Source organism: Prevotella denticola (genome assembly GCF_900454835.1).
GTDB classification, from domain to species: domain Bacteria; phylum Bacteroidota; class Bacteroidia; order Bacteroidales; family Bacteroidaceae; genus Prevotella; species Prevotella denticola.
In genome coordinates, this window is record NZ_UGTM01000001.1 from 541,098 (window position 1) to 562,240 (window position 21,143).

17 protein-coding genes are annotated in these 21,143 nt (G+C 49.7%); 11 read left to right on the forward strand and 6 right to left on the reverse strand.

The genetic code is table 11. From position 1 onward, the window contains the following. The first annotated feature begins 78 nt into the window (after positions 1-78). From DYH27_RS02265 to DYH27_RS02300, 8 genes are all read left to right on the forward strand, one after another. Positions 79-1,503 carry a S8 family peptidase gene (locus DYH27_RS02265; RefSeq protein ID WP_025068248.1) on the forward strand — a complete coding sequence of 475 codons (1,425 nt, stop codon included), beginning with the start codon at positions 79-81 and terminating at the stop codon, positions 1,501-1,503. A gap of 83 nt (positions 1,504-1,586) precedes the next feature. Continuing rightward, complete coding sequence (gene xseA / locus DYH27_RS02270; RefSeq protein WP_025068249.1) at positions 1,587-2,891, forward strand: exodeoxyribonuclease VII large subunit; 1,305 nt, start codon at positions 1,587-1,589, stop codon at positions 2,889-2,891. 187 nt (positions 2,892-3,078) lie between these two features. Continuing rightward, complete coding sequence (xseB, locus tag DYH27_RS02275; RefSeq protein ID WP_004354160.1) at positions 3,079-3,267, forward strand: exodeoxyribonuclease VII small subunit; 189 nt, start codon at positions 3,079-3,081, stop codon at positions 3,265-3,267. Positions 3,268-3,398: 131 nt separating this feature from the next. Further along, on the forward strand, positions 3,399-4,415 hold the full coding sequence (locus tag DYH27_RS02280) for a branched-chain amino acid aminotransferase (protein WP_025068250.1): 1,017 nt from the start codon (positions 3,399-3,401) through the stop codon (positions 4,413-4,415). Positions 4,416-4,565: 150 nt separating this feature from the next. After that, positions 4,566-5,051, forward strand: coding sequence for a ferritin (locus DYH27_RS02285; protein WP_004354158.1), 486 nt, complete (start codon positions 4,566-4,568; stop codon positions 5,049-5,051). Between the two features lie 725 nt (positions 5,052-5,776). After that, positions 5,777-6,433, forward strand: coding sequence for a hypothetical protein (locus DYH27_RS02290; RefSeq protein WP_025068252.1), 657 nt, complete (start codon positions 5,777-5,779; stop codon positions 6,431-6,433). A 164-nt stretch (positions 6,434-6,597) separates the two neighbouring features. Next, positions 6,598-8,598 (forward strand): ribosomal protection-like ABC-F family protein, encoded by a 2,001-nt coding sequence (abc-f, locus tag DYH27_RS02295; protein ID WP_025068253.1) that lies wholly within the window; start codon positions 6,598-6,600, stop codon positions 8,596-8,598. Between the two features lie 82 nt (positions 8,599-8,680). After that, positions 8,681-10,714 carry a M13 family metallopeptidase gene (locus DYH27_RS02300; RefSeq protein ID WP_025068254.1) on the forward strand — a complete coding sequence of 678 codons (2,034 nt, stop codon included), beginning with the start codon at positions 8,681-8,683 and terminating at the stop codon, positions 10,712-10,714. Positions 10,715-11,437: 723 nt separating this feature from the next. Here DYH27_RS02300 and DYH27_RS02305 read toward each other — a convergent pair. Both DYH27_RS02305 and DYH27_RS02310 read right to left on the reverse strand, forming a co-directional pair. Next, the gene (locus DYH27_RS02305; protein ID WP_025068255.1) at positions 11,438-11,944 is read right to left on the reverse strand and encodes an HD domain-containing protein; all 507 of its coding nucleotides are present in this window, start codon (positions 11,942-11,944) and stop codon (positions 11,438-11,440) included. Between the two features lie 94 nt (positions 11,945-12,038). After that, complete coding sequence (locus DYH27_RS02310) at positions 12,039-13,505, reverse strand: RNA-binding domain-containing protein (RefSeq protein ID WP_013671553.1); 1,467 nt, start codon at positions 13,503-13,505, stop codon at positions 12,039-12,041. 366 nt (positions 13,506-13,871) lie between these two features. Here DYH27_RS02310 and DYH27_RS02315 point away from each other — a divergent pair, with 366 nt between their 5' ends. Beyond that, positions 13,872-14,084 (forward strand): heavy-metal-associated domain-containing protein, encoded by a 213-nt coding sequence (locus tag DYH27_RS02315; protein WP_025068256.1) that lies wholly within the window; start codon positions 13,872-13,874, stop codon positions 14,082-14,084. A 233-nt stretch (positions 14,085-14,317) separates the two neighbouring features. Then, positions 14,318-16,237 (forward strand): heavy metal translocating P-type ATPase, encoded by a 1,920-nt coding sequence (locus DYH27_RS02320; protein ID WP_029216627.1) that lies wholly within the window; start codon positions 14,318-14,320, stop codon positions 16,235-16,237. A 180-nt stretch (positions 16,238-16,417) separates the two neighbouring features. Here DYH27_RS02320 and DYH27_RS02325 read toward each other — a convergent pair whose 3' ends face one another. From DYH27_RS02325 to DYH27_RS02340, 4 genes are all read right to left on the reverse strand, one after another. After that, complete coding sequence (locus tag DYH27_RS02325; protein WP_025068257.1) at positions 16,418-17,278, reverse strand: hypothetical protein; 861 nt, start codon at positions 17,276-17,278, stop codon at positions 16,418-16,420. Positions 17,279-17,472: 194 nt separating this feature from the next. Further along, on the reverse strand, positions 17,473-18,417 hold the full coding sequence (locus DYH27_RS02330; RefSeq protein WP_025068258.1) for an aldose epimerase family protein: 945 nt from the start codon (positions 18,415-18,417) through the stop codon (positions 17,473-17,475). Positions 18,418-18,737: 320 nt separating this feature from the next. Further along, a complete protein-coding gene (queF, locus tag DYH27_RS02335) occupies positions 18,738-19,193 on the reverse strand; it encodes a preQ(1) synthase (protein WP_025068259.1) in 456 nt (151 codons plus the stop codon). Between the two features lie 120 nt (positions 19,194-19,313). After that, positions 19,314-20,006 carry a queuosine precursor transporter gene (locus tag DYH27_RS02340; RefSeq protein WP_004354180.1) on the reverse strand — a complete coding sequence of 231 codons (693 nt, stop codon included), beginning with the start codon at positions 20,004-20,006 and terminating at the stop codon, positions 19,314-19,316. A gap of 185 nt (positions 20,007-20,191) precedes the next feature. Here DYH27_RS02340 and DYH27_RS02345 point away from each other — a divergent pair, with 185 nt between their 5' ends. Continuing rightward, the gene (locus DYH27_RS02345; RefSeq protein WP_004354194.1) at positions 20,192-21,028 is read left to right on the forward strand and encodes a peroxiredoxin family protein; all 837 of its coding nucleotides are present in this window, start codon (positions 20,192-20,194) and stop codon (positions 21,026-21,028) included. The last annotated feature ends 115 nt before the right edge of the window (positions 21,029-21,143 follow it).

Here is a 21,143-nt window from a genome sequence, read left to right on the forward strand (position 1 = left end):
CGTTCATTGGGAATCCCTTTTTGTTTTTCTGTTCTTTCCGCTGTATAATCCGATTAATTTTGTGTAAATTTGCAGCTTATGAAGCAAAACCGCCTCAAGATATATACTACACTTCTGCTCTTCCTCATCATGTCAGGTGCATGGGCGGGCAGTGGAGGTGATGGACTTATCGGTTATCCCGGAGGAAAGTGTTATATGTTCCGTGTCACGTTGGTGGACAAAGCCGGTACGCCCTACTCCCTGGACAGGCCGGAGCAGTTTCTGTCGAAAGCGTCGGTTCTCCGGCGGCAACGGCAGGGGCTGCAGCTTGACTCTACCGATCTCCCTGTGTCGCCGGCCTATATCCAGCGAATCAGGAAGGAGGGAGGAAGGATTGTGGCAGTGAGCAAGTGGAACAATTCGGTTCTCGTCCGGGGCGACAACCGGCAGACACTGGAAGACCTGAAAGTGCTGCCGTTCGTGAAGGACAGCAGGCTGGTATTCGTCTCTCCGGACTCTGTCCGTCCTCTGTCCCAGCGCGTTCGTTACCGTACAGATCTGCAGGTCCTTGACTCAACGGTCCACGACTATTACGGGATGGGGAAGGCGCAGCTGGAGAATCTGGATGGCAGGAGACTGCATAATCTGGGCTTTATGGGGCAAGGGATGACGATCGCCGTGCTGGATGCAGGTTTCATGAATGTGGACAGGATTCCTGCCTTCAGGAATGTGAACATCCGTGGTACGCGTAATTTCGTCGCAGGATATGACGACGATGTCTTCAAGGAGATGGATCATGGGACCAAGACGCTGTCGACGATAGCCATGAACCAGCCTGCCGTCTTTGTGGGTACGGCCCCCAAGGCCGCTTTCTGGCTTCTTCGCACGGAGGATTATCTTACGGAAAGCCCGGCGGAGGAAGACTTCTGGATAGCCGCTGCGGAGTTCTCCGATTCTGTAGGAGTGGATGTCATCAGTTCCTCTTTGGGCTATCATGGCTTTGATGACAAGTCGGCGAATTATCATTATTCCGATCTGGACGGCCGTACGGCTCCCATATCGCAAGTGGCCTCCCGCCTGGCAGGAAAGGGGATGGTCCTCGTCAACAGTGCCGGCAACGACGGCATGGGATCGTGGAAAAAGATCAATGTTCCGGCGGATGCTTTCGACATTCTCACGGTGGGGGCAATATCTCCTGACGGTGTGAATGCTGCATTTTCGTCGGTCGGTCCTACGGCAGACGGTCGTGTCAAACCTGATGTGATGGCGTATGGCTGTCCGACGAATGTGGTGTCGGGGAGGGGGTATATCACTCCTGATACCGGTACGTCGTTTGCCTGTCCGCTCATTGCCGGAATGGTAGCTTGTCTGTGGCAGGCGTTGCCTCATAAGTCTGCAACGGAGATTATCGAACTCGTCCGCAGGGTGGGAAGCAACTGCCGCAGGCCTGACAATATCATGGGGTATGGTGTTCCGGACTTCTGGTCGGCCTACCAGTCGGCTACCCGTTGTACGGAGGGATGATGAGGGGGCTGAATGTGCCTTGATGGAGGCAAGAGGAATCAGAGGAAGATACACCTTATTATATAGGGGGGGATTTGAATAAAATGGAGAAAGCACTCACGCTCTATGAACTGAACTGTATGGTGGCAGACACAATCGACGCCACTCTGGCACGCTCCTACTGGGTAGAAGCCGAACTCTCCGAGGTCCGTGAGAACCGCGGACACTGTTACATGGAACTGATAGAGAAGGACGGGAATGGAAATGTCCCGGTAGCCCGGGCGTCGGCCAAGTGCTGGCGCAACGTATGGTCGGTCATCATGCCCTACTTTGTCCGCATTACCGGTCAGCAGGTGCATTCGGGAATGAAGCTGATGTTGCAGGTGCATGCCCAGTTCCATCCCCAGTACGGCTTCTCGTGGATTGTTGATGACATCAATCCTGAATTTACTATGGGTGACATGATGCGGAAGCGGCAGGAGATCGTCCGCCGGCTGAAGGAAGAGGAGGTGTTCGACCTGCAGAAGGAGCTTCGTCTTCCTATGTTCGCCAGTCGTATTGCCGTTATCTCCTCCGAGACTGCGGCAGGCTATGGGGATTTCTGCAACCAGTTGGAAACGAACGAATATGGTTTCAAGTTCCATATAGAACTGTTCCAGACCGTCATGCAGGGCGGACAGGTGGAGCCGGGTATCATATCGGCTCTTGACAGAATCAACGGGCGTGAGGATGAGTTCGATGCTGTTGTCATTATCCGGGGCGGTGGCGCAACGGCCGACCTCAGCGGCTTTGATACATTGGAGCTTGCAGAGAATGTGGCGAACTTCCCCCTGCCGGTCATAACGGGTATCGGGCACGAGCGTGATGAGAGTGTGCTGGACATGGTGGCGTTCCTGCGTGTGAAGACACCGACAGCTGCTGCGTCTTTTCTCATTGACCAGCTGGCGGCAACGCTTGCGAGGGTAGAGAATGCACAGAGAACGCTCGCCGAAGGTGTCAGGAGGAAACTAGAGACGGAAAAGATGCGTCTCCGGCATTTCGGGTCGCATATTCCGGTGCTCTTCTCCCTTGTCCGTACGAAACAGGAGGCACGGCTTGACGCACTTTTCCATAGGCTTGCAGAACGGATGGGCGAATCCCTGCACCGGTCGGCTTTCCATCTCGATGCACTGATGCAGCAGGCATTGCCCCCTCTGCATCTCGGTCTTTCCGAAGCGTCTCACCGGCTTGAAATGCTCGATCAGCGTGTGCGCCTGCTCGACCCCTCTCTGCTGTTGAAACGGGGTTACAGCATTACGCTGCACAACGGCCGGGCTGTCCGCAGTGCGGGAGAGCTGAAGGCCGGAGATGTGATCACGACAAGATTTGCTGAAGGAGAGATTGAGAGCAAGGTGGACAGTCTGAGATAGCTTTTCCCCGGCAATTGTGGAACTGGCGTTTTCAGCTTTTCTGCTTTCCTGATATTCCATTCTCTCTGGTCTTTTCAGGCTCTCTGGTCTTACAGGCTTCCCCAGTACTGGATAGAATCGCCGGAATCTCATAGACCAGTTTCCTCTCTATGGCTGCCAGGATTAATAATGACAAAAAACAATCACAATGAAAGAAGTAAATTACGAAGAGGCTGTTCATCAGCTGGAGAACATTGTCGAGAAGATGGAGCGCGGCGAACTGGATGTTGATTCCATGGTCTCACAGCTGAAGCGGGCACAGGAACTTGTAAAGCTCTGCAAGAAGAAATTGAAGCATACTGATGATGAGATTCAGAAGCTGCTTTCTGACCAGTAGACTGTGTCCCGTGCGGGAAGGGAATGCCAGAGAGGGCATTAACAAACCCGGTATTTGGTTTGCATGGTAAAAGAATTTTGCGTACTTTTGTATTTTAGTGTCACAGAATGTTAGATTAAATACATATTAATATGAAAAATCTGGATTGGTCAAACTTGACATTTGGCTATCAGCCAACTGATTACAACGTGCGCTGTTATTACCGTAACGGGAAGTGGGGAGAAGTGGAAGTCTGTTCGGATGAATACCTGAAACTCCATATGGCTGCAACCTGCCTTCACTACGGACAGGAGGCTTTTGAGGGCTTGAAAGCTTACCGGTGTCCCGACGGAAAGGTACGTGTCTTCCGTATGGAGGAGAATGCCGCCCGCCTGCAGAATACCTGCCGTGGCATTGTCATGCCGGAAGTTCCCACGGAGTTGTTCGTCGAGATGGTCAAGAAAGTGGTCCGTCTCAACCAGGCGTATATCCCGCCCTATGAGAGTGGAGCAACGCTGTACATCCGCCCGTTGCTGATCGGCACTTCTGCTCAGGTAGGTGTCCGTCCGTCCGAGGAATATTGTTTCCTGATATTCGTCAGTCCTGTCGGGCCTTATTTCAAAGGTGGATTCTCGGCCAATCCATATGTCATCGTACGTGATGCTGACCGTGCTGCACCGCTGGGAACGGGAATGTACAAGGTGGGCGGAAATTACGCTGCATCCCTGAGAGCCAACCGACGGGCACACGAGAAAGGCTATGCTTCTGAATTCTACCTTGATGCAAAGGAGAAGAGGTATGTCGATGAATGTGGAGCGGCCAACTTCTTCGGCATCAAGAACAACACCTATATAACTCCGGAGTCTACCTCCATCCTCCCCTCCATCACCAACAAGAGCCTGATGCAGATTGCTGAAGACCTGGGCATGAAGGTGGAACGCCGCCCCGTCCCCGAGGAGGAACTCGACAGTTTTGAGGAAGCTGGTGCCTGTGGTACGGCGGCTGTCATCTCTCCCATATCTCATCTTGATGATATGGAGACAGGAAAGGTTTACAGTTTCGGCGACAGGCCCGGACCGTGGTCAACCAGGCTCTATGAGACCCTCCGCGGCATCCAGTATGGGACCATTGAAGACAGACACGGCTGGACGACGGTCGTGATTGAATAGTTCCCGGGTGTCTTTCCGGGGCGGTTTTCATGTGACTTTATTTTTGGGCCATTGACGGTAAAAAGTGCCATTTTTGCAGCATGAATCACCGTCAGTGACAGATACAGGATATTTTCATTAATCATATAAAAAAATCAGGAGAGTAAGAAAATGAATATGACAAAGAAGATGCAGGATGCGTTCAACGCACAGATTGTCGCAGAATTGTGGTCGTCAAACCTCTATCTGCAGATGGCATGCTGGTTCCGCAAGGAGGGCTGGAAAGGTTTTTCGAGCTGGATGTACAAGCAGGCAGAGGAGGAGAGACAGCACGCCATGGATATGGCGCAGTTTGTTCTCCACCGTGGCGGAGAAGTAGTCCTTACGGCGATTGATGCCGTCAAGACTGACTGGGCGGATGCCAAGGAAGTTTTCGTAGATACGCTGGCGCATGAGCAGAACGTGACAGAGCTCATCAACCGGCTGGCAGACGTCGCCGATGAGGAGAGAGACCGTGCTTCACAGAACTTCATTGCAAAGTACATTGACGAGCAGGTGGAGGAGGAACGGAGCGTCCAGGACATTCTGGATTCCTTTGCACATCTGTCGAGCCATGCCGTTGCGCATATTGACAGTCAGCTCGCCAAGCGTCAGTAATACGGACGTGGATACACGACGGAAGAGTGCCGGGGGCAGGCTTGTCTCCGGCACTCTTTGTTTCTGAGCCGTTGTATAAGAACCTCCGGATGTCTGTAGAGATGTGTCGTGGAACGGTGCTGTCCGATAGACATTCCCCGTGTAAGTCCGGCCATCAGTGCCTTACTGTATATGAAAACGGAAGGAATGAACGGGCCTTCCTTGCAGATGTGTTGATGCCCGGCACACATTGTGTTGACGGCAGGCTCCAGCCGTGTTGAGGGTTCACACCCTTACAATATATTGCCGGGACGGGAGCCGCTTGCGGCTGGAGAAGAGCTGTGCCGGCAGAACTTATTCGATCAGGGGGCTGCTTTATCCATGAACAATGTGGAATTATCTGTTCAAAAGAGATTACGCATGGGTGTCATGCTGTTGAAGCCTTGCCGGACAGCTTCCAAGGGATATAAGTGCAGAGAAGGGAATGCACGGACTCGTTAAACATTCGGTCCTGCACGCTAAAGCTATATGCTCTACAGGACAGCCATCTACGTATTTAGCGGGAGAACCTTACTTTAGAGGGTAATATTTGTTGTTTATCCATCTGTTTCATTGTCTGTTCGAGTTATTTTTGCTATCTTTGTCCTGCTAATGGCAGAAGGCTGCCTGAACAGGGCAGCAGATGGTGACATGACATGTATCAAGAATTCCCGTTTGATGCAGACGGTGAGTGAAATGTAAAAGCTATGTTCAAATTTTTCAAGGAAATCATAGAAAGTTTTAAGGAAGGTGTAGAAGAGGGTAGAGCTGAACTTGAGAGCGAAAGGCAGTCCGAGTATAATGCTACCCATGGAGCAGTTTCCAAGGTGAAAGGGCAGGGCCTCCCAACTGTGGAGAATCTTGCTCTGGCGTTGAGCTGTCCTTTCCGTTCCGTCCTGACTTCAGGTTTCCCGATACGTCTGATGGAGTTCGGTCGGTTGGCAGATGATGAAATGAGAAGACTGAGGAAACTCCTGAAAAGAGATTTTGGAATAAGAGATGCCGCAGATGTTTCCAGCGTCTTGGAAGAGCTGGAGGAAGCGCATGACGAGGAGGACAATCTTCCCCGTTCTATATTTTTAGCAGGACTGAATCTTTATATTCTGACATCTGCTGTAGATGTCGGATATCTGCCTTTCTGTAAAGTTGAACCTCTTTGCCGTGAGAAAATAAACTTTATCAGTACGAACGTAGTTTCGTGGCAGCAGTTCGGACTGTTGTTCATGGAAGGCGAGTGTATCAACAATGCCATTGGAAGGCGGTTCTTGAAAAAGAGCATACGGTCATTGCTGGTGGAAGAATCCAGTCCATGGTGCATCTTCCCATGGGAGAGTATTCCCAAGGCCCTTGATTCTGTAGAATGACAATTGTGACGGGACTCTCTATTCAAGGTAAAATATTGTCTTTGCAGGGAAGAATTTTGGACATTGAGCCTTGAGCATCGAACTTTGTGATATGTGTCGAGGGAATCCTCCTTGATGATAATCAGACAGTTTGATTTTCAACAACCAGAAACAGAAAAAGGAAAATGATTTCAATAGACGGACTGACAGTGGAATTCGGCGCGAAGCCATTGTTCAAGGATGTTTCATTCGTCATCAACGAGCGAGACAGGATAGCCCTGGTGGGGAAGAACGGCGCCGGAAAATCAACGATGCTGAAGATTCTCTGCGGCCTGCAGAAACCTTCAGGCGGATCGGTATCTGTTCCCAATGAAACGACTGTGGGTTATCTCCCGCAGGTGATGAAGTTGTCCGATGACACGACTGTGAAAGAAGAGACGCGCAAGGCGTTTGCTGATACGACAAAGATGGAAACACGTCTCAGGAAAATGGAAGAGGAGATGGCCGAGCGTTCCGACTATGAGAGTGAAGGGTATGCGGAGCTCGTGGATCGGTTCACAACGGAACATGAACGGTATATGATGATGGGAGGAGAGAATTATGAAGCCGAGATTGAACGTACGCTGACGGGGCTCGGTTTTGCAAGGGAAGACTTTGACCGCCCTACACGTGAGTTCTCCGGCGGATGGCGTATGCGCATCGAACTTGCGAAGATTCTTCTCCGTCGTCCTGATGTGCTCCTGCTTGATGAGCCGACGAACCATCTTGACATAGAGTCTATCCGGTGGCTTGAGCAGTTTCTCTCACAGAGTGCCAAGGCGGTTGTGCTCGTGAGCCACGACCGTGCTTTCATCAATAATGTGACGGACCGTACGCTGGAGATTACCTGCGGACACGTTGAAGACTACCGTGTGAAGTATGACGAGTATCTCGTCCTGCGTCGTGAACGCCGTGAACAGCAGCTGCGTGCCTATGAGAACCAGCAGAAGGAGATAGCCGACATGAAGGCTTTCATTGAGCGTTTCCGTTATAAGCCCACAAAGGCCGTACAGGTACAGCAGCGCATACGTCAGCTGGAAAAGATTGTACCTATAGAGGTGGATGAAGTGGACAGCTCTGCAATGCACCTGAAGTTCCCCCCATGTCTGCGGAGTGGAGATTATCCTGTCATCGCAGAGGAGCTCAAAAAAGTCTACCCAAGCAGATTGCACGGCGACGGACCGGGACAGACGGTGTTCGAGGGCGTCAATCTGACAATCAAACGAGGCGAGAAAGTTGCCTTTGTAGGTAAGAACGGTGAAGGAAAATCAACCTTTGTGAAGTGCATCATGGGAGAGATTCCTTTTGAGGGTACGCTGAAGATAGGGCATAATGTACAGATAGGGTATTTTGCACAGAACCAGGCACAGCTGCTGGATGAGAACCTTACAGTCTACGAGACGATAGACAGAGTTGCGACAGGTGATATGCGCCTGAAGATAAACGACCTTCTTGGTGCTTTCATGTTCGGCGGCGAGACATCCGACAAACGCGTCAAGGTGCTTTCGGGTGGTGAGCGTTCACGTCTGGCAATGATAAAGCTCCTGCTCGAACCCGTCAACCTCCTCATTCTCGACGAGCCGACAAACCATCTTGATATTCCTTCAAAAGAAGTTCTGAAGGAAGCCATCAAAGCTTTTGACGGAACGGCTATCATAGTGAGTCATGACCGTGAGTTCCTCGACGGGCTGGTTAGCAAGGTGTATGAGTTCGGTGGTGGGTGCGTGCGAGAGCATCTGGGAGGAATTTATGATTATCTTGAAAGTCTCACCTCCCTTGATGCCTCTTCTGGAGAGAAAGGAAGTGTCAATCTGGATTTTCCGGTGCGTGGCGGCAACCAGCCGGCAGCTCCCTCTCTGAAGGAAGAGGGCGGAGATACCTCCGTGAGTTCCGGGTCTTCTGCCTATGCTGAACACAAGGCCCGGCAGAAGAAGATACGCAAGGCACAGCGTGCCGTGGAAGAGACGGAAGCGAAGATAGCTGAGCTGGAAGCACGGAAGCAGAAACTTGATGAACTCCTCATGATAGCAGAAAATGCTTCGGATATGGAACTCGTGACGGAATACACAGATATTCAGCGGGAACTTGATGAAGAGAACGACAGATGGATGGTGTTGTCGGAGAATCTGGAGGCTCTCAGGAGCTAAGCAGTTCTTTCCCTTTTCGGTATAGGGGTAAGGAGAGAAGAAGACGGTAGGAAAGAAGAATTTACTTTTAATTTATTATTATATGAAAATCAAGACACTTTTACCAACGATGCTCATCGCATCTGTCCCGATTACTGGTATGGCGCAGAGTCAGGCAGGTATCAAGGCCGAGAATTTTGACAAGTCGGTCCGACCGGCTGACGACTTCTTCACTTTTGCGACCGGAGGATGGCAGAAGCGCAATCCGCTCCCTGCTGCATTCTCCCGTTTCGGCTCGTTCGATCAGTTGCAGGAGAATAACAACAAACGTATCAATACCATTCTTTCAGACTTGCTCAAAAAGCAGGGTAAGGAAGGGACAGTCGAGAAGAAACTGGGTGACTTCTATCGGCTTGCCATGGATTCTGTGCGCCGTAACAAAGAGGGTGTCAGTCCTGTCAGACCCTTGCTGGACGAGATGGAAGAGGCAAAGACATTGTCAGACCTCCGTGCGCTCCAGCTGAAGTATGCCGTCTTCGGTTACGGTGTGCCGTTCGACTATGGCTTTGATGCCGATGAGAAGAATGCGAAGATGAACATCCTGAACATCTCACAAGGCGGGCTGACTCTCGGACAGAAGGAGTACTATCTTGACAATGACAGGGCGACGAGTGACATTCGGAATGCCTATCGAAAGTTCATTGTCAATATGTTCCGTCTCTATGGATTCTCTGACGGTCAGGCACTGGCGAGGCGCGATGCCGTTATGCGTTACGAAACGATGCTGGCATTGCTTTCTAAAAGCCGTACGGAACTGCGCGACGTTGAAGCCAACTACAATAAGATGACACTCGATGAGTTCAAGGCGAAGTATCCTGAAATTCCTCTTGAAGAGCTGGCGAATGCGGAGGGGATAAGGAGCGAGTATATCCAGTCGATGGTTGTAGGTCAGCCCGCATTCCTTGCAGGTGTTGACAGACTGGCCTCGACAGAGAGTGCTGATGAACTCCGTGCGCGTATGGAGTGGAGTGTTATCCTCTCTTCGGCTAACTATCTGAGCGATGACGTTCGTGCTGAATACTTCAGCTTCTTCAGCAAGACAATGCGCGGGACGAAGCAGGATTATCCGCGTTGGAAACGTGCGACACAGCAGGTGGAGAGTCAGATGGGAGAGGCTCTCGGACGTATCTACTGCGAGCGTTACTTCCCTGCAACAAGCAAGAAGCGCATGGAAGATCTTATCAAGAACCTGCAGGCAAGTCTTGCCGAGCGCATCAAGGCGCAGGACTGGATGAGCGATCCGACAAAGCAGGCTGCCCTCGAAAAACTATCCACTTTCTATGTCAAGGTGGGCTATCCCGACAAGTGGAAGAATCTGAGCCAGCTTGCAATCGATCCGTCAGCGTCTTATTACAAGAACGTACAGGCCTGCCGGAAGTTCTGGTCGGAAGACGCCATCAGGGAGAAAGCTGGAAAACCGGTCGACAAGGACCTGTGGCTGATGACTCCCCAGACCGTAAACGCATATTATAACCCGACGACAAATGAAATCTGCTTCCCGGCAGGTATTCTCCAATACCCGTTCTTTGATCCAAAGGCTGATGACGCTTTCAATTATGGTGCCATTGGTGTGGTTATCGGACATGAGATGACCCACGGATTTGACGATCAGGGACGTCACTATGATAAGGATGGAAATATGACCGACTGGTGGACTGCAGAGGACGGCAGGAACTTTGAAGCCCGTACCGGAAAGTATGCCGACTTTTTCAGTGCCATCAAGGTGTTGCCGGACCTCAATGCGAATGGCAAGCTCACTTTAGGTGAGAACCTTGCCGACCACGGTGGACTTGAGGTCGCATTCAACGCTTTCGAAAAGACACCTGAAGCAAGGAAGGGTAAGGTCATTATGGGCTTTACACCTGAGCAGCGTTTCTTCATAGCATACGCCGGTGTCTGGGCTAACAACATCACCGAGGCGGAGATACGTAGTCGTGTGAAGAGCGACCCCCATTCCCTGGGTGAGTGGCGCGTAAACGGTGCTCTTCCGCATATTGATGCATGGTATAAGGCCTTTGGTGTAAAGGAAAGCGACAAACTCTTCATCCCGGAATCTGAACGTCTGAAACTCTGGTAATCATTATCGGAACGGATAAGGGCTGCATCAAAAGTGCCAACAGACTTTTGATGCAGCCCTCTTTGTTTCCGTAAGATTTTTCCTGTCAATTGACTCTTTGAGTATGGCCCGCCTTCTGTTGGTGACTTTTCTGTTTTGTGTCTGACGGATTTGCTGTTGAAGATAGTTTTTGTCCCGATATTTTACCTTTCCCGATAAGAGATTTACTCTGGACTCTTGTATTTTCTGTAATCCTTTGAAGAGGCTATGACGGATAAGGATAACACGATTCGTAACAGAAGTATAAGCTTTTGATTTTCAGAAAGATAAGTATATACATCGAGATGGTGCTTAGTTGTATGCCAAGTAGGCCTCGGTTGCGCTGCAAGTAGGCCTTGAAAGAACCGCAGGCAGGCGTTGATTGAGATGCAGGTTGTGGCTGATTGCAATACTAATGAATTTCGACGCATGTTCTGTTGACGTTCATACGCTGAAACGAGAATGCTTTGAAAGGAATGAATGTAAGGTTATTTCATCTTTGCAGGAGCGTCATCATGCACTTTAAAAAGAACCGGTATCAAAGATGCCAAACTTCAAGACAGGGTTCTACATGGGTCCGGTCATTATAAGCACCAGTAACCGTTTTGACCAGACAGAATCATGCTTTTGCGGAACAGATACTCCGCTTCAATCCATCCAAGGCAGTTACTTGTCCGGTGTGCCGCCAAAGGGATAATCCGTTTGTCATGTCTCCTTTTTGTCAAACATACTCCTCAGGATTCCGATTCCGGTATCTGTCTTGAAAATGTTTCTGCAGGCATTTTCAATCGCATGAGCCGAACAATTGTCCTCATGGAGGTTTACAAGGAAGTCTGCCTCCACGAGTATCTGATAATCAGGACCGTCAATATGACTGTACGTGTGATGATGTCCGATGAGATAGCAGATACGGTTTATCTCTTCTTTCGTGAAGTCACCCAGCCCTTCCATCAGCCTCTGCGCCTCATCCGGTCCCTCTCTTTCCTGATATTTACCGTTGCAGGAACCGTATTTCTGTTCGCTAATGTGGATACCGATATCATGCAGGATGGCAGCGGACTCAAGAATATCCTGCGTCTTGGGGTCAAGCCCTTCAAGAATACCGATAGCAGCGGCATAGTCATGTACTTTCATGAAATGCTGGATACGCTTCGGGTCCCCTCTGTCGTATTCCGTCATAGCGACAATGAGCTTAGCATGTTTAACATCCATAGTTGTGTATGTCTTTGTTCAGTTGCAAAAATAGTCTTTTAATTCTAAAGAAAAGAATCTGAAGGAATGAAATAACAGAAGATATGTCACAGCCTCAGTAGAGTGAGGTTGTGATATAAGTCTGTCTCGGACTGTTCGGACTCTTCTTGTCCGTCGGTTCCAGCAGATGTGCATCCAGCAGATGGGTGAGAATCCTGCGACGGAAGCTCGTCCGGCTTTTGTATCCTGTAGCATCCATCATGTTGAGAATCGACTTCGGAGTCACGCAGAGCCTGAGAATTTTTTCAGCACGTTCCGTCTCCTCTTTGGGAAGCGTAGGACAGTACCGTTCTATGCTGGGAGTGTGTCCTGATGGACGGCCATATTCCATTACCGGTTCAGACACCATGTTCGGCATTTCATAAGGGACAGGACGGTACAGCACGCACTTGAACTGATTGCCCGATTCATCATTGATGAAGTCAATCTTCGGATATTCGTTCATTGCACGGATGATGCCCGAACCCAGTCCACGGTAAAGCATTGTCTTCGCGCAGAAGCTCGCCATCAGACGGTTTCGGATGAAGCTGTTGCCGAGTTTTATATCGTCTACGTCCATGCCCCCAGGAAGTTTGCCTGGAGATATGATTTCCACCCGGTTGTCGAAGATGAGCAGACGTACGGCAGCAGGCTTCAGGTAGTCACGGTGGACAAGTGCATTCTGCAGGACCTCTTCCAAGGCTATTTCGGAAATCTCCAGGTGTCCCACGGAATTGAAATTCTGTCCGTCCTGTAGGGCATGCAGGTTGCTTCTGAGGAATGACATACCCTCGGAAAAGAGCCTTGGGATTGTTCCGTCGATGTCCCTACTGTCACGATAGTTGACGCTTCCTATGTTGTTGCCATAGAAAGAGACAGCCTTGACAACCATTTCCGGACAGAACATCTGCGGCATATTGCCGAAATAAAGAAGTCCGGCTAAAGTCAGCCTGCCGTCTAAAGTCGTGATCTGCATGTTGCGCATCAGAGCTTCGAAAGGAAGGCCGAAGTCCGAGGCCTTCTTGTGGAACACCTCCATGAGGTACTTGTCAACCAGCCATTTGTCGAGGTCTGCAATGCTTGTATTCTTCACCCCCTCTTCATCCGGATGATAAGTCCCCGACTCATAGAACAGCTCCAGGAGTTCGTTGTTCTCTGTAATGCGTCGTTTGTCTGCCCCCTGCTTGACGAAGATGTTCCCGCTGATGTCCTTGTAGGGTTTGCTTATACCTTCCTTGATATGGATGACAAGTAGTTTCTTGCCCTCTATGGCCACGGTTTCGCTTTCAACGTAAAGAGTAGGACGGATGTTTTCGTTGGCAGTATTGCCCACCTGGCTGCTGATTTTCTGTATTTCTTCGTAGCTTAATCCTTTGACGTTGCCTGTTTTGTCTTCTATGCCGAAGATGAGGTAGCCGCCTTTGCTGTTTGCAAATGCGACAATCTCGTCTGCAATGGCGATGTCCTTGCTGAAGTGTTCTTTGAACTCAACTCGACTGTTTTCTCCTAATGAGATGATTGTTTTCAGCTCTTTTGCATCCATAGGGGGTGTTGTTGTCTTTTGTTGTTTTCTGTTTGGTTAAGTATTTGCTTTTACTTATCCACAAAGATATATATTATTATTCGTACTGGTTAAGTAATTGTTTATTTTAACATATAATTAACAAATAAATAGAATTTTTCTCGCTACTTAACCGGAATTGTATTAATGGTTGGTTAAGTATGTTGTTTTGTTGGTCAAGTAGATGTCTCATTTCGGATAGGTTGTTTAGGAGGATGGAGAAATCTTGTAATCTTTATCCATAATTCCATAACACATCCTTTATAATATATATGTAACTTTGCAAGCGACAGGAGGGAGGAACTTTATCGTAATAAATGACATTAGCAAAAGAAAGGAATAGTAATTATGAAAAAGAGTGTTTTTGCAGTCAATGGTATGAAGTGTGTACATTGCAAGGTTAATGTGGAGAATGCCTTAAAGGCTGTCACAGGTGTACAGGCGGCTGAGGCCAGTCTTGATGATGCGAATGTTACAGTGGAATATGATGAAAATGCGGTAACCCCTGAACGGCTCAAGGAAGCCGTTGAGGACAGTGGACGTTATGAAATGAGTTTGTGAAAGCCTGTGCTACATCCTGCCTGCGGGTTCACTGTATGAATGAGGTGGGTGGTCTAAGGAGTGTTGAAGATTTCTGGAAGACCGAAGAGGTATGGACTGTCAACGGGCGAGATTGTCTGTACGTGGTTGTTTACCCTTTTCTTTCTGGATGTAGCATGGACTTCTTTCCTTCGTATGGAAAGATGTGAATTATTATGGAGAGAAATGAATTATATGGTAAGGATTGAAAGATTATGAAACAGACCATTCCTGTTATTGGCATGGCGTGTTCGGCATGCTCTGCCAATGTTGAAAAGAAGCTGAGCGAGCTTGATGGCATCAATTCAGCCTCGGTATCGCTTCCTGGCCGTTCGGCTCTGATAGACTATGACCCTGATGTGATTTCACTTGAGAAGATGAAGACTGAAATCAATGAGATAGGTTATGATTTGGTCATTGACAAGAAAACATCCGTAGAGGAGATAGAAAAGCGTACGTACACATTGCTGAAGCGCAGGACTTTGCTGTCGTGGCTGTTTGCGATTGCCGTGATGTGTGTGTCGATGCGGTGGATAGACCTTGGCTCGCGTGACATTTCCAATCAGGTCTCATTACTGATAGCTCTGTCGAATATGCTTTGTTGCGGTCGTCAGTTCTATGTTTCTTCGTGGAAGCAGCTGCTCCATGGTACTGCCAACATGGATACTTTGGTGGCATTGTCTACAGGCATTGCATTCTTGTTCAGTTCCTTTAATACGTTTTGGGGTGATGCGGCATGGGCGAGTAGGGGTGTTGTGTGGCATACTTATTTCGATGCATCGGTAATGATCATCACATTTGTCTTGACTGGCCGCTTACTGGAAGAAAAGGCTAAAGACGGTACGGCATCGTCTATTCGCCAGATGATGGGCATGGCACCAAAGACCGCCCATGTCGTTGAGGGCGACAGGATCGAGGAAGTTCCTATCTCGACAATTGGGGTAGGGGATGTCCTGGAGGTGCGTCCCGGTGAGAAGGTACCTGTCGATGGCGAAGTTATATCCGCAGAAAGCTTCATGACGGCAGACGCTGCGTACGTTGACGAGAGCATGATTACAGGAGAGCCGACGCCAGTTGAGAAAAAGAAAGGCGCAAAGGTACTGGCAGGAACGATACCGAGTCAGGGTAAGTTCCGCATGCGTGCCCGCCAGGTCGGTGAAGACACAGCCCTGGCACATATCATCCGAATGGTGCAGGAGGCACAGGGGTCAAAGGCTCCTGTGCAGCGGGTTGTCGATAGGGCAGCATTGATATTTGTCCCTGTTGTAGCCTGCATAGCCCTTGTCACGTTTCTGTCATGGTGGGTTATCGGAGGAAATACTTATCTCCCGCAGGCTATTATGTCGGCTGTTGCAGTGTTGGTCATCGCCTGTCCTTGTGCTATGGGACTGGCGACACCGACAGCTCTCATGGTGGGTATCGGCAAAGCTGCCCAGAAACAGATTCTCATTAAGGATGCCACAGCCTTGGAAAGTCTGCGCAAGGTGACTGCCTTGATAACGGACAAGACAGGCACGCTGACCATTCCTAACAGGAACATCGACTTTACAAAGGCTGACAACCTTCCGCTTGAAGTGCGTGAGACATTGAAGCCCAAGGCCCGTGAGGCGATGGAATCCCTGCAGCAGAGCGGAATAGAAGTCTATATGATGAGTGGAGACAAGGAGGAAGCAGCACGCTACTGGGCTGACAAGGCAGGCATCAAGCATTATCATAGTGAAGCATTGCCACAAGACAAGGAAAATCTTGTCAGGCGGTTGCAGACAGAAGGAAAGTGTGTCGCCATGGTCGGAGACGGAATCAATGATACCCAGGCTCTGGCACTGGCTGATGTAAGTATTGCCATCGGAAAAGGAACGGATGTCGCCATGGATGTCGCACAGGTGACGCTTATGGGGAATGACCTTTCTGCAATTCCAGAGGCAATACGGTTGAGTCGTAATACCGTCCGCATGATATGGGAGAATCTCTTCTGGGCCTTTGTCTATAATATCATCTGTATTCCGCTTGCAGCCGGTTTGCTTTATGCTTTCGGCATTGACTGGCAGATAACCCCTTCATGGGCAAGTGCCCTGATGGCTTTCTCCAGCGTCAGTGTGGTACTTAACAGTCTCCGTCTGCGTTGGATGAAATAGATCCGTCTCAGTTTTCTTTGCAAAAAAAAACAGAGTTTACCGATTACCAGTCCGGCTTGAGGTGCCGTGGTAATGGTAAACTCTTTGTTTTATGTGGATTCTCTTCTGTGTGTTGGTAAAATCTCTCTGAAGTGTTCTCTCCAACAGCATAAAAGTCTCCCTGCCGTCTGTTCCTGTCGTCTATCTCACGGGATAGTCATACCGGCTGGTATTATAATATCCGTTACGTTGTGTGGGGACATGGTCGAATTCAACGTTGACGGAGATGGAATTCTGGTTGTGGGACCCCCATTGATAGGTTACACCGCCCCCGATTCTGTCCATGAAACGGCTGGCGACAGCACCGTACCCCCATCCCATAGGAGCATATTCGTATGCCATCGGTGCGAAGCCGTAACCTATCGGGGCATAGCCCCCGACACCGTAACCGTACCAATAAGGTGATCCATAGCCGAATGCCTGCCCGAAGTTGTCTGAAGTAAAGGCTTTCTGTACGAAAGCGTATGCGCTCCAATGTTCATTGAACTGATAGCCGAGGACGGCATTGACACCGCCTACAAAGTAGTTGCCACCGCGATAGGTAAGATGATTTACATATCCACCTACCGCCAATGTCGCTTTCTTTGACAGGTTAGTGACATACATCAACGAAACATCCTGAGAGAAGCCTGCACCGTGACTGTTTCCGTGTCCGAAGCCTGCAAAGGCCGATGCGCTGAGGTTCACATTCAGTCCCTCATGCAGTCGCCATGCCCCGAAGCCGTATCCCCAGCCCGGATAATAGAAGTCACCGGGCGTGACGGTCTGTCCGTTCTCCGCAATGAGAGGCAGGTTGCTGTCAATCTGGGCCTGCTGCGCCCGGTCCTCTGCCAGCCTTCTTGCATACGCTTTCTCTGCTTCTGTGGCTTCACGTGGCCCTTGCAGGCGCACCGACTCTATAGGCTCCACGGCGGAAGTGTCGCCGCTGTAATTCCCTTTCGTGTTCTGTGCAGACAGCGGTGTACACAGAACGACAGCCATTATGAAAATGTATTTCCTCATTTGCCTGCAAATATAAGTATTCGGTGGTCGTCTGCCAAGCATTTTAAAGATAATTAGAGCTTTTTCAAGTTGCAGTAACTATTCCTCGGGTCCAGCTGGTTTCAATGTAGAATGAGACATTTGTGTAATCCGGATAGATTCTGTTCCCCGACGGAGGCCGATTGTCATGAAGTGCTCTGCGGAAAGACGTGTTGTTATTTTGTCCGCATGATCAGCGGAGGGTCGGTAGTGAAGAAGAATACCGTAGCACCGTGGAAAACCTGCCCCGGAAGGAGTTCGTTGTTTATTTTTTCCATGCCGCTATTATATCCTGAGTGGAGAGGCTGCAGAGAGATGCCACAGCTTCCCTTGCCATAGGTGTTGATACAGAGAGTCGGCTCGCTTGAGTAGACGGTCATGGCGCGGCCGCTCTGTGCGTCGAAGAGAATGGCGGCCGGCTTCTGCATATTGTCAGGATGGCGCAGCTGGTAGGCATTGTCATATCCGTTGTTTGTACTCTTGATGCGTTCGCCGATCTCCCGTGGTTTGGTAAAGTCGAACGGTGTATTCCTTATGCGCTGCAGTACACCCGTCAGCTGCCTTTGTTTGTTATAGGCATTGGACAGGAAGGCATCGATCCACAGATGCTGCTTGAGGATAGACCGGTGCATATCTCCCGACAGATTGAAGCAGATTCCATTTGTCACCTCCAGCTGTGTTCTGGCTGTTGTCGTTATCCGGTAGTCGATGTCGAGTGCGTTCTGGTCGGACAGGGTGTAGGTGACGGTAACGTTCAGCTTTCCGTCCAGTCCGTTTTCTCCTTCAGCAGTCACATATCGTAAAGAAACGGACTGATTGTCAGAACTGACGAGCTCCCAGGTCTTCCCCGACAGCGTTTCCGCATTCTCCTTGCCGAAGCAGATGATCGTAGCACCCAGAGCCCTGTCTTTCAAATATCCTTCCTTGTCTGCATATCCCTTTATGACAGGCTCCAGCCTGCCGTTCCAGTTGTGTGCAGTGAGTGAGACAAGACGTGCTCCGTAGTCGCTGACAACCGCCTCCATGCCGTTCCCGTTGACCAGTCGGAACTGTTTCTGCGCATTTGAACAGAGGACAATGCCAAGCATTGCTGCTGTCAGTATGATGTGTAAATGCTTCATAGCTTTATCTGTTTGATCCCTGACAATGCAAATATAGGAAAAAAAGTCGAGACGAGGATGGGAAGCTGCGTTTTTTATTGTTTGGAAGGCTCTGAAAAACTATCTCTGATGGATTTTCGCCTTTCAGGCGGTCTCACGTAGCTTTCCTAACCCCGTCAACCAAGTTTGAAAGTGAGACGGAGAGCAGTCAACCAAAAACATTAAACTGCATTCATGAAAAATTCCCGGCTGCTGGGAATCGTGTCCCCAGCGTCCGGGAATGTCGTTCCCAGCGTCCGGGAATCCTGTTCCCAGACGGTCGGGAATCCTACTCGTCGTAGTTACTCGTGATTCATGAAACGGTGCTCAGCCAGCTGTTCATACTTCGTTCCCTTTCTGCCGTAGTTGGCATAAGGATAGATGCTGATGCCGCCGCGCGGTGTGAAGATTCCTGTTACTTCTATATATTTCGGATCCATCAGGTGGATAAGGTCTTTCATGATGATGTTTACACAGTCTTCGTGAAAATCGCCATGGTTGCGAAAGCTGAAAAGGTAGAGCTTCAGGCTCTTGCTTTCCACCATGCGTATGTCCGGGATGTATGAGATGCGGATTTCGGCAAAGTCGGGCTGCCCTGTAATCGGGCAGAGACTCGTGAACTCGGGGCAGTTGAACCGTACCCAGTAGTCGTTCCCGGGATGCTTGTTGACGAATGTTTCCAGTACTTCCGGGGCATAGTCCGTCTTGTATCGGGTCTTTGCACCTAATGATTTCAGGCCCTCTTCGTTTCTTTCCATTTTCTTTTAAAGGATTTAAGGGAGTCAGAGTAGTCAGAAGGAGTTAAGCCCACTGTTCTGGCTGTCTTGGCGGACAATCAACAGTATGGAATTGGCCTCCCTCTGTCTCCTTTGCTCTTTTTAGTTTAATGCGAATATCTTCCAGATGCTGTAGTTCACGTCATTGTCGTAGACATCCTCACCCTCATGTGCCTTCATCGCTTTCACGATGCGGATGGTGACGGGAAGGGCTATGACTTCGTAGATGGTCTTCAAGAATACCTGCCAGAGCATCAATTTCGGCAGTTCCTCTGTCGGGACGACTCCGCCCAGGGCCAAGGGGAAGAAGATGATCGAGTCGCAGCTTTCTCCGGCAATGGTACTGAGGATGGCGCGCCAGGAGAAATGCCGCCCCTTGTCGTGGATTTTCATCCGGCTCATCACGTAGGCATTGGCAAACGATCCTACGATGAATGCCACGAACGAGGCTGCCGCCACACGTGGGGCAAGACCGAAGATGGCGTGGAAACCGGCATCGTTCGTCCAGTAAGGAGCACCCGGAATCCAGTCGCACAGCGCACCCATCGCCACGAAGAAGAAGTTCATGGCAAAGCCAGTCCATATCAGCAGTCGTGCTTTCTGGAATCCCCATACCTCACAGACGCAGTCGTTGATGATGTAGGAGACGGGGAAGACAATCAGTCCGCCTGTCAAAGAAATGCCGAGTACGGAAATCTGCTTTGTTTCGAGAATGTTTGCCGAAATGAGGCAAACGCAGAAGAGGATGCTGAAAAGCATAAACAGCACGCTCACCTGTTGTTTACTTTTTGTCATTATCTTGTTTTGTTAAAGGGGGTTGACCAAGTACCCCTGTTTGAATTAAGCGGCTGCAAAGGTACGCATTTTTATCCACCTGGCAGGACAAAACACATAAAAAAACATAATAACCCATTGTGATAGGCGGAAAATCATTACTTTTGTAGCCTTATCGGATTATAGTACTAAATTTAAGGAATAACATGAGGAAAATCATTCTGATGACCATGCTGGCTACGGTCGCATGGGCTGCCAAGGCGCAGGACACCAAACCCTATGAACAGAAAATGTCTCAGATCGAGGCACAGTATAAAACACTTGAGGCGGATTACCGGGCTTTCGGGAAGAAAGATCCCACGACGTTCACTGATGCCGAAAAAGCCAGACTGAATGAGATAATGATGAGGGCTGACTCTCTTGACAAAGTGCAGAAAGCTACCGTGTTGGAGATTGTGGAGAAGTTCAAGACGACAAAGTTCCCGGCAAAGTACGTGGCAGACATCATGTATGATGTGGAATATGATCAGCTGAAGGCACTTTGTGATCCGAAGACAGGCTACTACAATGAACCTGAGATGACGAAAGTAAAGCAGCTTTTCGACTCTTACAAGCTTCGTCAGCCGGGATCTATGTACAAAGACCTCACCATGGACGACCTCAATGGAAAGCAGGTGAAGCTGAGCCAGTGGGTCGGCAAGGGAAAGTATGTGCTGGTAGACTTCTGGGCAAGCTGGTGCGGCCCCTGTCGCGCTGAAATGCCGAACGTCGTTGAGGCTTACAAGCGTTTCAAGGACAAAGGGCTGGAGATAATCGGCGTCAGCTTCGACAGCAACAAGCTGCAGTGGTCTGCTGCCGTGGAGAAACTGGGTATGACTTGGCCGCAGATGTCCGACCTCAAGGGGTGGCAGTCGGCTGCAGGGGCTGTCTATGGCATCCGCAGCATTCCTTCCAATATTCTCCTGGATCCGGATGGTAGGATTGTCGCCATGGATCTCAGAGAGGCGAAACTGCTGGAAGTACTGGCGGAGAAGCTGAAGTAATGTGAAAGAGTTGGTCTAAGTCTCCCTCCCATGCGGAAAGACCCGGTTCTATAAACGAACAGTCGCCGTAACTCGTTGGAGTTACGGCGACTGTCTGGTTTCAACCATTTTGTTT